The following is a 10567-nucleotide window of genomic DNA, read 5'->3' on the forward strand; positions in this document are numbered from 1 at the left end:
TGGCGCAGATTATTTGTGATAAGGGTGCCCGGACAGAACTGTCCAGGCGCGATACAGCTGTTCACCGATCAGAATCCTTACCAACGGGTGCGGCAGCGTGAGCGCCGACAGCGACCAGCGCTGATCGGCCCGCGCACAGACTTCCGGCGCCAGCCCTTCGGGGCCGCCGACCATGAAGTTGACGGTGCGCGAGTCCAGGCGCCAGCGGTCCAGTTCCACCGCCAACTGCTCGGTGCTCCAGGGCTTGCCGTGCACTTCGAGGGTGACGATGCGCTCGTTGGGGCCGACCTTGGCCAACATGGCTTCGCCTTCCTGACGGATAAAGCGCGCCACGTCGGCGTTCTTGCCCCGGGTATTGAGCGGTATTTCCACCAGTTCAAGCGACAGCTCGGCAGGCAGACGCTTGGCGTACTCGTGCCAGCCCTCTTCCACCCACTTGGGCATGCGTGAACCGACAGCGATCAGACGCAGGCGCACAGCCGTTCCTTATTCCTGGTCTTTGTTGAGCTTGTCGAAGTGCGCGTGGCCCACTTCCGGGCTGTGGTGCTTGCCATCCGCCGCACGGCTCTGCTCGGCGCCTTTCCACAGACGCTCCAGGTCGTAGAACTGGCGGGCGTTGCTGGTCATCATGTGAACGATCACGTCGTCCATGTCCAGCAGTACCCAGTCGCTGTCGCCCTTGCCTTCTTCACCCAGCGGCTTTACGCCCTGGGCTTTGACGGCTTCACGAACCTTGTCCAGCATCGCGCCGATCTGGCGGTTGGAGGTACCGGTAGCAATGATCATGAAGTCGGTGATGCTCTGCTTGTCGCGTACGTCCAGCACCTGGATGTCCTGGGCCTTGACGTCTTCCAGGGCCGCCACGGCGACTTTTACCAACTCTTCACCGGCCAGTTCCGGGCCAACGTGGGCTTCTACCGGCAGCGGTGCGCTTTTGAAGGTGCCTTTGCGCTTAACTTTGCTTACGTCTTTGTTCGTCATATAAAACTCGTTTTGCTCGTATGTTCGGGCGCTCGCTGCACGATTTTTCGTGCATTCAAGCGCGCCTTTTCAGTTCGACGCACGGTAAAGCCCGTGCGCATCGATGTAGGCCAGGACCGCGTCAGGCACCAGGAAACGTACCGACTTACCGCTGGCCAGCAGTTGACGGATCTGGGTGGCGGACACCGCAAGCGGGGTCTGCCAGACGAATGCAATATTCCCGTTCGGCCCGGTCAGGGCCAAGGGGTCACTTACCGACCGCGCGGCCAGCAGGTTGCGCAAGGCATCCGGCGGTTCGCTGTCGGCATCCGGGCGTTGCAGAACCAGGATGTGGCAATGCTGGAGGAGTTCCTCCCAGCGGTGCCAAGAGGGCAGGCCGCAAAATGCGTCCCAGCCCAAAAGCAGAAACACCTGGTCATCGGCGGCCAACTCGGCGCGCATCAGTTCCAGGGTGTCGACAGTGTAGGACGGTTTATCGCGCTTGAGCTCGCGATCGTCCATCACCAGCGGTGCTATGCCCTCCACCGCAACGCGCACCATTTCCAGGCGCTGCTGCGCGGACACCTGCGGCGTATCGCGGTGAGGCGGCCGGAAATTGGGCATCAGGCGCACCTCATCCAGCGCCAGGGCATCCGCGACTTCCAGGGCACTGCGCAAATGGCCGATGTGCACGGGGTCGAAAGTACCGCCGAGCAGCCCGATGCGTTTAGCCATCAAGTGCGCACATGACCGTCGCCGAACACCACGTACTTCTCGCTGGTCAGGCCTTCCAGGCCGACCGGGCCGCGTGCGTGGAGCTTGTCGGTGGAAATGCCGATTTCCGCCCCCAGGCCGTACTCGAAACCATCGGCAAAGCGCGTCGAGGCATTGATCATCACTGAAGCGGAATCCACTTCAGTGAGGAAACGCCGGGCATCGCTGAAATGCTCGGAGACGATGGCGTCGGTGTGCTTGGAGCCGTAGGTGTTGATGTGTTCGATGGCCTGGTCCAGGTCGTCGACAATGCGGATCGACAGGATCGGCGCGGTGTATTCGGTGTACCAGTCCTGCTCGGTGGCCTCGATCACGTCCGCGCCCAGCAGCGCACGGGTACGCTCGCAACCGCGCAATTCCACAGCCTTGTCGCGGTAGATGGCCGCCAGCGGCGGCAGCACGCGCTCGGCAATGCCGGCGTGCACCAACAGGGTTTCCATGGTGTTGCACGGCGCGTAGCGGTGGGTCTTGGCGTTGTCGGCGATGCGGATCGCCTTGTCGAGGTCGGCGGCGATGTCGATGTATACGTGGCACACGCCGTCCAGGTGCTTGATCACCGGCACCTTGGCGTCGCGGCTGACGCGCTCGATCAGGCCCTTGCCACCGCGTGGCACGATCACGTCGACGAATTCCGGCATGGTGATCAGTGCGCCAACGGCGGCGCGGTCAGTGGTTTCCACCACTTGCACCACTTCGGCAGGCAACTCGGCCACGGCCAGGCCTTGCTGGATGCAGGCGGCGATGGCGCGGTTGGAATGGATCGCCTCGGAACCGCCACGCAGGATGGTGGCGTTGCCTGACTTCAGGCACAGGCTCGCGGCGTCGATGGTCACGTTCGGACGCGACTCGTAGATGATGCCGATCACGCCCAGGGGCACGCGCATCTTGCCGACCTGGATGCCGGACGGCAGGTAACGCATATCGCGAATTTCACCGATGGGGTCAGGCAACTTGGCCACCTGACGCAAGCCTTCGATCATGTCGTCGATACGCGCCGGGGTCAGTGCCAGGCGGTCCAGCAGGGCCGGCTCCAGGCCATTGGCGCGGCCGTTGGCCAGGTCCTGTTCGTTGGCGGCGGCCAACTCGGAGCGCGCAGCATCCAGAGCATCGGCGGCGGCCAGCAGGGCACGGTTCTTCTGCGCGGTGCTCGCACGGGCGATCAACCGCGAGGCCTGACGGGCAGCGCGACCCAGGCGGGTCATGTAGTCAAGAACGGACTCAGTCATGGGTCAGGAAGTCTTGGCAAAGAGGAAAGCGGCAGATTATAGCTGTGACGCCGCCTGACTGACAGCGGTGAGGGGCGGATGGTCGAAATGAACTGTAAAAACCTGGGGTTCAGCGGTAATTAAGGTGAGAGTTGTTATGATTCCGTCACATTTAGCCGTAATAACCCTGAACGTCATGCCCACCATCACGCCCGAACGCCCCGCCAGCGCCCTCCCCGACAGCTTCTTCGACCGCGACGCCCAGTTACTCGCGCAAGAACTGCTCGGCAAAGTCATTCGCCATCGTGTCGGCCAAACCTGGCTTTCAGCGCGGATTATTGAAACCGAAGCCTATTACGTGGCCGAAAAAGGCAGTCACGCCTCACTCGGCTACACAGAAAAACGTAAGGCTTTGTTTCTGGATGGTGGGCACATCTACATGTACTACGCCCGTGGCGGTGATTCGCTGAACTTCAGCGCCCATGGCCCGGGCAATGCCGTGCTGATCAAATCGGCCTATCCCTGGGTCGATGAGAGGTCCGGGCCGGCGAGCCTGGCGCACATGCTGTTGAACAACCCCAACCCCGACGGCAGCCCGCGTCCTTCGCAGAAACTCTGTGCGGGCCAGACGCTGCTGTGCAAGGCGCTCGGCCTGAAAGTACCGATGTGGGATGCCAAGCGCTTCGATCAGGAACGGTTGTATGTCGAGGACGTGGGCCAGGTGCCCACGCAGATTATCCAGACCACACGGCTGGGCATTCCCAGTGGGCGCGATGAGCACTTGATGTACCGCTTCGTCGATGCTGGCTATGCGCCTTATTGCACACGGAACCCGCTGCGGCGCGGGCAGGTCGAAGGCCGCGATTATTTTTTGATTGGATGATGCTTGCAGCACAGCGGCTCCCACCGTTGATCATCAGCGTTTGAGCATATGCATTACAGAGATGGAGTGGATTGTATGGGCCAATGGCTCGATAGCATCACCGGCTGGCTGACCCTTAACCCACAATGGCTGGCAGTGGCGGTGTTTATCGTCGCGTGCGTGGAATGCCTGGCCATCGCCGGGCTGATCGTGCCGGGCACGGTGCTGCTGTTTGCGATTGCCGCGCTGGCCGGCAGCGGCGCGTTGTCGTTGAGTGAGACCCTGTTGCTGGGCTTCCTCGGCGGTTTACTGGGCGACGGGGTGTCCTACTACCTGGGCCGGCATTTCCACCAGAACATCCGGCGCCTGCCCGGCCTGCGCCATCATCCCGAGTGGATGAACGGTGCGGAAACCTACTTCCATAAGTACGGCATCGCCAGCCTGCTGGTCGGGCGTTTCATCGGGCCGTTGCGGCCCATGCTGCCGATGGTCGCCGGTATGTGCGACATGCCGTTCCCGCGCTTTGCGATCGTCAGCGTTATCGCGGCGGCAGGCTGGTCAGTGGCGTATCTGTTGCCGGGCTGGGCTGCCGGGGCGGCGTTCCGCTTGCCCCTGCCCGAAGGTTTCTGGCCGGAAGCGGCGATTGTCGCGGCCTGCCTGGCGGCACTGCTGGGGCTGAGCTTGAACAGCAGCCTGCGCGGCCATCGTCGCGCCACCCTGTGGATCGGCTGCGCCAGCCTGACGTTGCTGGTCGCACTGTTTATCGGCTACCCGCATCTCAACGATTTCGACCAGGGCCTGAGCGCACTGGTGCAGGAACATCGCAGCCCGTGGCTCGACGAGGTGATGGTACGGATCACCCAGCTGGGCGAATTCAAGAAAATGTTCGTCGCCAGCGCGGTGTTTACCGGCCTGTTGTTGCTGGCGCGACAGTGGCGTCATGCCATCTTCGTCGGCGCCACGCTGGCGGGCGCCGCCGTGATCAATACTGGCACTAAGCTCTTCTTCGCCCGTGGCCGCCCGGAAATCCTGACCGACCCGCTCACCAGTTTCAGCATGCCCAGCGGCCATGCCTCCGGCGCGTTTGCGTTCTTCCTGGCCCTGGCGGTACTGGCCGGCCGAGGCCAACCCACGCGACTGCGCCTGACCTGGCTGCTGCTGGGCTGCATACCTGCGGCGTTCATTGCGTTGTCGCGGGTGTACCTGGGCGCTCACTGGCCCACGGATATCCTGGCCGGCACGCTCTTGGCGATGAGTGTGTGCGCATTGAGCCTCACCCTCATTCAATACCGCAGCCCGTTGCCGCCGATGACGCAAAAAGCCTGGTGGCTGGTATTGCCGGTGATCGTGGCGGTGCTCGGCTTTATCGCGTTTACCGGCACGTCCCACGCGTTGCTCAGGTACGCCTACTGACCCTTGGCCGGGCCGATCCAGTCCACCGACGCGCTGCGCCGTTCAACACAGCGCTCGCGTCGCTCCAACAGCATTTCATCGGCAAGGTCGGCGGCGCGCTCGGCGATATATTGCGCGCCGCGCGCGGGATCGTGCTGGAGTAACTGGGTGGTGACGCTGACGAAATACGCGTCCCAGGCCACTTGTTCCGAGGGTGTCAGCTGAATCATGGTGATCTCCGATCATTGGGGTGTGATCGGAAAATAGTGCAGTCCACGTCCCTGAAAACGACGAAACAAAGTCTGATACCCGCGTCAGAGCATTCCGAATCTCAGGGGAACAATTCACCCTGCAATTCATCCAGCAACATCTGGATCGCATCCAGCCGCTGTTGCGGATCGTCGAGTTGCAGCAGGTCGACTTTATCCGCCTCGGTGAACGGCAGCAGGTACGCCAGCTGATGACTCAGGGCCTGCTGCCCCTCGGCATGGGCGTCCATATCCAGCGACGCGACCATCGGGTGCTCGGCCAACGCCTGCAGCAGCGCCAGCAGGTCGGCGTCCTCTTCTTCCAGCGGCTGGTCCGGCAGTTCCTCCAGCCATTGCACCTGGGCCACCAGCAACTGGTCCTTCTGGACTTCGGCATCGCGCACGCGAAAACGCCGCCCGCCCTCGACGCGAATCCCCAGCAGGCCATTATCCTGTTGTTTAAAGTCGCGGATCAGCGCTTCACAGCCGATCAGCGCATAGCCATCCGGGGCCAGGCCGACTTCCTTGCCATCGAGGATGCACACCACACCGAAGCTTTCGCCCTTTTTCATGCAGCGACTGATCATGTCCAGGTAACGCGCCTCGAACAGTTGCAAATCGAGGGTGCACCCAGGGAACAGCACGGTGTTGAGTGGAAACAGCGCCAGACTCATAAAGGTTTCCTTAAACCCGGTTTAAACGATCACAGACACGGCCAGCGGCAGGAACACTGCCGTGGCCACGCCCATCAAACTCATGGCCAGCGCCGCGAAGGCGCCGCATTCTTCGCTTTCCTGCAGGGCCACCGAGGTGCCGACCGCGTGGGCCGTCATGCCCAGGGCCATGCCGCGCGCCTCGGGGCTGTAGACACCCAGGCGCGACAGGAACGCCGGGCCGATCATCGCGCCGGCCACCCCGGTGATCAGCACGAACACCGCAGCCAATGCCGCCACCCCGCCGATCTGCTCGGCCACCAACATCGCAATCGGCGACGTCACCGACTTGGGCGCCATGGTCATCAGCACCCTGTGCTCGGCACCGAACCACCAGCCCAACCACACGCACAGGCCGGTGGCCAACACGCCGCCTATCACCAGCGTAGTAAAAATCGGCCAGAACAATTGGCGAATCCGTCGCAGGTTCAAATAAAGCGGCACCGCCAGGGCCACCGTCGCCGGCCCCAGCAGAATGCCCATGATCTCGGTGCTCTTGCGGTATTCGGTGTAGTCCAGGCCGCAGATCAGCAACACGCCAATCACCAGCAACATGGAGACCAGCACCGGCTGCAGGAAGATCCAGCGGGTTTTCTCGAAAGCCGCCAACACCAGTTGATAAGCGCCCAGGGTAATGCCGATGCCGAACAAGGGGTGATGAATGACGGCCGTCCAGGCGCCTTGCCAGTCGAACATCATTGTTCCTTCTCCTTGCGCCGGACCAACCGTTCCATCAGCACGCCGACAACCGCCATCGCGATGACCAGCGACAGCAGCAGCGCGCCGACGATAGCCCAGAAGTCGGCAACGATGTCCCTGGTATACACCATCACGCCCACGGCCGGCGGCACCAGCAGCAACGGCAAATAGCGCAGCAGGCTGCCGGCCGCCAGGCTCAGCGGCTCGCTGACTTCGCCGCGCCAGATCAGGAAGCCGAGCATCAGCAGCAGGCCGATGATCGGCCCCGGCAATACCGGCAACAGCAGATGGTTGAGCGCAGTGCCGATCAATTGAAACAGCACCAGCCAGGTCAGGCCACGTAACAGCATCCTCTCTGCCCCCTCAAAGTTCGTGCGCATTATAAGCACGCCCGCCCTATGCTCCGGCATTCGCCAAAAGCATGTTGGGTTGACCGCGTCGATTGCCCATGATGATCTACATTGGTTCTCTGTATCCCATAAAAAACCCCTCGTCAGCGGGGATAAAAATGATGAACCCAGGAGAAACGCAATGCCCTATGTACCCGTAGCGCAGCTCAACGATTATGTCGGCAAGGAACTGGGACGTTCCGAATGGCTCACCATCGACCAGGCGCGCATCAACCTGTTCGCAGAGGCCACCGGCGATCATCAGTTTATCCACGTCGACCCGGCCAAGGCCGCGCAAACCCCGTTCGGCAGCACCATCGCCCATGGGTTCCTGTCGCTGTCGCTGATGCCCAAGCTGATGGAGGACATCCTGATCATGCCCGAGGGCCTGAAGATGGCCATCAACTACGGCCTGGACAGTGTGCGCTTCATACAGCCGGTGAAGGTCGACTCCAGGGTTCGCCTGACTGTCACCCTCACCGACGTCCATGAGAAAAAACCTGGCCAATGGCTATTTAAGGCCACCGCCACCCTGGAAATCGAAGGTCAGGAAAAACCGGCTTACATCGCTGAGTCATTGTCACTCTGCTTCGTGTAGGACGTTGCCTGTGGCGAGGCAACAAACCTTGCCACAGTGTATGTAAATTTATGTATGAAACGCGCAGCTGCGGCATACTCGGCGCTCAATTATCCGGATGCCGCTATGCGCCCACTCGCTCCCCTTGCCCTTGCCCTGTTGCTCACCGCTTGCGGAGATGGCGAATCGCTGTTGCCGCCCGATGCGCGCCTGCCCGATGGCGGCCGCTACCGGGGCGATGTGGTCGACGGCTTGCTGCAAGGCCAGGGGCGCGTCGACTACCCCAACGGCAGTTGGTACGCCGGCGAGTTCCATAAAGGCCAGTGGCATGGTCAGGGCGAATGGCATGGCAGCAACGGCGAAGTCTACAAAGGTCAATTCAAGCAAGGCCTGTTCGATGGCCAGGGCAGCCTGACCACGGCGGGCAGCAGTTACGTGGGCGGGTTCAAGAACGGTCGACGCAACGGCGAAGGCACCCTCAAAGAGGGGCAGATGACCTATCGCGGCGAATTCAAGGACGACCAGTATTCCGGCCTCGGGCGCCTGGAGCTGGCCGACGGCAGCCAATACCAGGGCCAATTCGCCCACGGCAAACCCAATGGCGAAGGCCAGCGCAACGACGACAGCGGCAATCAGTTCAGCGGCCACTTCGTCGATGGCCAGTTGGAAGGCAACGGCACGTTCAACAGCGCGGATGGCGATATCTACGTCGGCCAGTTCCAACAGAACCAGCTCAACGGCAAGGGGCGCTATGAAAACGCCGACGGCGACGTCTGGATCGGCCAGTTCAAGGAAGGCGCCCTGAGCGGCAAGGGCGAACTGATCGGCGTCGATGGCAGCCATTACGTCGGCCAGTTCAACGACTGGCGCTTCAGCGGCGAAGGTCGCCTGAACCTTACCGATGGCAGCTTCTATATCGGCGGCTTTGACAGCGACAGCTACCAGGGTCGCGGCACGCTGGTGCTGACCGACGGTACGGTACAGGCCGGCACCTGGGTCAACGGCATGCGCGTGCGCGACGCCGAGGGCAAGCTGCTGCCCGACCCACTGGAAATCGGCGTCCTGGCCCAGGGCCAACTGCTGGCCGAAGCCCTCGCCGCCGTCCCCGCGTCCACGTCCGCCGTCGAGCTGTACACCCTGGCATTGGCCGGCGACGGCAAGCAAAGCGTGTTCCTGCGCGAAGCCGATTACGTCAGCAACATGCTCGCCACCCGCTTCGGTGCCCATGGGCAGATTCGCCTGGTCAACCACCGCGACCATATCGCCGACCGGCCCATGGCCACCCGCGAGAACCTACGCCGGGCCGTGCAAACCCTGGCCGAGCGCAGCGGGCCGGAAGACCTGGTGTTCATCTACATGACCAGCCACGGCACCCACGAACACGAACTGGTGCTCGACCAGCCGCGCATGGAACTGGCCGACCTGCCGGCCGATGAACTGGCGGCGGTGCTCGCGCCACTGAAAAACCGCGACAAGATCATCGTGATTTCCGCCTGCTACTCCGGCGGCTTCATCCCGGCATTGAAAGATGAGCGCACGCTGATCATGACCGCCTCACGCGCGGATCGCGTGTCGTTCGGCTGCTCGGAAGAAGCGGACTTTACCTACTTCGGTGATGCCCTTTTCGCACAGGCTTTCAACCAAACGGACGATTTGCAACAGGCCTTCAAACTGGCACAACTGCACGTGGCCGAACGCGAACAGGCGGACAACTTCGAAGCCTCCGAACCGCAGATCTGGGCCCCCAAGGGCGTGATCGCCCACTGGCAACTATTACGTAAACAGCAGGCACGAAAGGCGCTGGAAAGCGTCTCAATGAATAGCAAGGAAGCCAAAGGCAACTAAGCTGTAACGTGTAACAAGGGGGAAACACCATGTACCTGACACCGCAGCATATCTTACTGGCCGGTGCTTCCGGCCTCACCGGCGAACACTTGCTGGACCGCCTGCTCAACGAACCCACCGTCACCCGCGTCCTGGCACCCAGCCGTAAACCACTGGCTGAACACCCACGCCTGGAAAACCCGGTAGGCGACCCTGCAGTGTTCCTGCCTCAACTGAGCGGCCGGGTGGATATCGCCTTCTGCTGTTTGGGTACCACGATCAAGAAGGCCGGTTCCGAAGCGGCGTTTCGTGCGGTCGACCTGGATATGGTGGTGGCCTTCGCCAAGCGCGCTCGGGAACTGGGCGCACGGCACCTGATCGTGATCAGCGCGATTGGCGCCGACCCGAAATCCTCGGTGTTCTACAACCGGGTCAAAGGCGAAATGGAACAGGCATTGCGAGCCCAGGATTGGCCGCAACTGACCATCGCGCGGCCATCGTTGTTGTTGGGCGAACGACTCGAACCGCGCCTGGCCGAACAACTGGCCGGGCCGTTGTCTCGGTTGATTCCGGGCAAGTACCACGGTATCGAAGTGTGCGAACTGGCCCGCGCGCTGTGGCGCCTGGCGCTGGAAGAGCAGGATGGCGTGCGGGTCGTAGAGTCGGACGAGCTGCGCAAGCTCGGCAAATAGATAACGGCAAACACTGAACCCCATGTGGGAGGGGGCTTGCCCCCGATAGCGGAGTGTCAGTCGCTGAAGATATTGACTGGACTACCGCCATCGGGGCATAGGTATCTACACAACTCAGCAGCGCCAAACGGTAACCACGATGCGAAGCGAGTCGCCCTTGACCTTGATCTTGATCTTGATCTGCTTTTGATCTCAGGCGCCCCGTTAAACCACGCTGGCCGAACGCAGGCTT

General features: G+C 62.0%; 13 protein-coding genes. 5 read left to right on the forward strand and 8 right to left on the reverse strand.

What is annotated here, in order from left to right; genetic code table 11:
• Window positions 1-9 precede the first annotated feature (9 nt).
• From rlmH to BFP90_RS14830, 4 genes are all read right to left on the reverse strand, one after another.
• On the reverse strand, window positions 10-477 hold the full coding sequence (gene rlmH / locus BFP90_RS14815; RefSeq protein ID WP_003176297.1) for a 23S rRNA (pseudouridine(1915)-N(3))-methyltransferase RlmH: 468 nt from the start codon (window positions 475-477) through the stop codon (window positions 10-12).
• 9 nt (window positions 478-486) lie between these two features.
• On the reverse strand, window positions 487-981 hold the full coding sequence (rsfS, locus tag BFP90_RS14820) for a ribosome silencing factor (protein ID WP_003176298.1): 495 nt from the start codon (window positions 979-981) through the stop codon (window positions 487-489).
• 69 nt (window positions 982-1050) lie between these two features.
• Window positions 1051-1695, reverse strand: a complete 645-nt coding sequence (gene nadD, locus BFP90_RS14825) for a nicotinate-nucleotide adenylyltransferase (protein ID WP_065886838.1) — start codon at window positions 1693-1695, stop codon at window positions 1051-1053.
• Window positions 1695-2960, reverse strand: a complete 1266-nt coding sequence (locus BFP90_RS14830; RefSeq protein WP_065895166.1) for a glutamate-5-semialdehyde dehydrogenase — start codon at window positions 2958-2960, stop codon at window positions 1695-1697. The genes nadD and BFP90_RS14830 overlap by 1 nt, the downstream gene beginning before the upstream one ends.
• 175 nt (window positions 2961-3135) lie before the next feature.
• Between BFP90_RS14830 and BFP90_RS14835 the strand changes: the two genes are divergently transcribed.
• Both BFP90_RS14835 and BFP90_RS14840 read left to right on the forward strand, forming a co-directional pair.
• Entirely contained in the window at window positions 3136-3822 is a 687-nt protein-coding gene (locus BFP90_RS14835; RefSeq protein WP_065897183.1) for a DNA-3-methyladenine glycosylase, read from the forward strand.
• A gap of 75 nt (window positions 3823-3897) precedes the next feature.
• Window positions 3898-5214: a bifunctional DedA family/phosphatase PAP2 family protein gene (locus BFP90_RS14840; protein ID WP_065886835.1), complete on the forward strand. Its 1317-nt coding sequence runs from the start codon at window positions 3898-3900 to the stop codon at window positions 5212-5214.
• On the opposite strand, the gene BFP90_RS14845 is transcribed toward BFP90_RS14840, so the two are convergent.
• From BFP90_RS14845 to BFP90_RS14860, 4 genes are all read right to left on the reverse strand, one after another.
• Window positions 5208-5423, reverse strand: coding sequence for a hypothetical protein (locus BFP90_RS14845; RefSeq protein WP_065895163.1), 216 nt, complete (start codon window positions 5421-5423; stop codon window positions 5208-5210). The genes BFP90_RS14840 and BFP90_RS14845 overlap by 7 nt on opposite strands.
• A gap of 101 nt (window positions 5424-5524) precedes the next feature.
• Entirely contained in the window at window positions 5525-6115 is a 591-nt protein-coding gene (locus BFP90_RS14850) for an LON peptidase substrate-binding domain-containing protein (RefSeq protein ID WP_065886833.1), read from the reverse strand.
• 21 nt (window positions 6116-6136) lie between these two features.
• Window positions 6137-6853, reverse strand: a complete 717-nt coding sequence (locus BFP90_RS14855; RefSeq protein ID WP_065895162.1) for an LrgB family protein — start codon at window positions 6851-6853, stop codon at window positions 6137-6139.
• Window positions 6850-7203: a CidA/LrgA family protein gene (locus BFP90_RS14860; RefSeq protein WP_065897185.1), complete on the reverse strand. Its 354-nt coding sequence runs from the start codon at window positions 7201-7203 to the stop codon at window positions 6850-6852. Before BFP90_RS14860 ends, BFP90_RS14855 begins: the two co-directional genes overlap by 4 nt.
• 181 nt (window positions 7204-7384) lie before the next feature.
• Between BFP90_RS14860 and BFP90_RS14865 the strand changes: the two genes are divergently transcribed.
• From BFP90_RS14865 to BFP90_RS14875, 3 genes are all read left to right on the forward strand, one after another.
• Entirely contained in the window at window positions 7385-7840 is a 456-nt protein-coding gene (locus BFP90_RS14865) for a MaoC family dehydratase (protein ID WP_065897187.1), read from the forward strand.
• 105 nt (window positions 7841-7945) lie between these two features.
• A complete protein-coding gene (locus BFP90_RS14870; protein WP_065897189.1) occupies window positions 7946-9664 on the forward strand; it encodes a C13 family peptidase in 1719 nt (572 codons plus the stop codon).
• A 29-nt stretch (window positions 9665-9693) separates the two neighbouring features.
• On the forward strand, window positions 9694-10335 hold the full coding sequence (locus BFP90_RS14875) for an oxidoreductase (protein ID WP_065886828.1): 642 nt from the start codon (window positions 9694-9696) through the stop codon (window positions 10333-10335).
• The last annotated feature ends 232 nt before the right edge of the window (window positions 10336-10567 follow it).

The organism is Pseudomonas sp. 24 E 13 (assembly GCF_900004715.1).
Classification (GTDB): Bacteria; Pseudomonadota; Gammaproteobacteria; order Pseudomonadales; family Pseudomonadaceae; genus Aquipseudomonas; species Aquipseudomonas orientalis_A.

What these genes read in the sequence shown, in the direction of transcription:
- rsfS (WP_003176298.1), bottom strand. Translation starts at nt 981, where the DNA reads ATGACGAACAAAGACGTAAGCAAAGTTAAGCGCAAAGGCACCTTCAAA.
- nadD (WP_065886838.1), bottom strand. Translation starts at nt 1,695, where the DNA reads ATGGCTAAACGCATCGGGCTGCTCGGCGGTACTTTCGACCCCGTGCAC.
- BFP90_RS14830 (WP_065895166.1), bottom strand. Translation starts at nt 2,960, where the DNA reads ATGACTGAGTCCGTTCTTGACTACATGACCCGCCTGGGTCGCGCTGCC.
- BFP90_RS14835 (WP_065897183.1), top strand. Translation starts at nt 3,136, where the DNA reads ATGCCCACCATCACGCCCGAACGCCCCGCCAGCGCCCTCCCCGACAGC.
- BFP90_RS14840 (WP_065886835.1), top strand. Translation starts at nt 3,898, where the DNA reads ATGGGCCAATGGCTCGATAGCATCACCGGCTGGCTGACCCTTAACCCA.
- BFP90_RS14845 (WP_065895163.1), bottom strand. Translation starts at nt 5,423, where the DNA reads ATGATTCAGCTGACACCCTCGGAACAAGTGGCCTGGGACGCGTATTTC.
- BFP90_RS14850 (WP_065886833.1), bottom strand. Translation starts at nt 6,115, where the DNA reads ATGAGTCTGGCGCTGTTTCCACTCAACACCGTGCTGTTCCCTGGGTGC.
- BFP90_RS14855 (WP_065895162.1), bottom strand. Translation starts at nt 6,853, where the DNA reads ATGATGTTCGACTGGCAAGGCGCCTGGACGGCCGTCATTCATCACCCC.
- BFP90_RS14860 (WP_065897185.1), bottom strand. Translation starts at nt 7,203, where the DNA reads ATGCTGTTACGTGGCCTGACCTGGCTGGTGCTGTTTCAATTGATCGGC.
- BFP90_RS14865 (WP_065897187.1), top strand. Translation starts at nt 7,385, where the DNA reads ATGCCCTATGTACCCGTAGCGCAGCTCAACGATTATGTCGGCAAGGAA.
- BFP90_RS14870 (WP_065897189.1), top strand. Translation starts at nt 7,946, where the DNA reads ATGCGCCCACTCGCTCCCCTTGCCCTTGCCCTGTTGCTCACCGCTTGC.
- BFP90_RS14875 (WP_065886828.1), top strand. Translation starts at nt 9,694, where the DNA reads ATGTACCTGACACCGCAGCATATCTTACTGGCCGGTGCTTCCGGCCTC.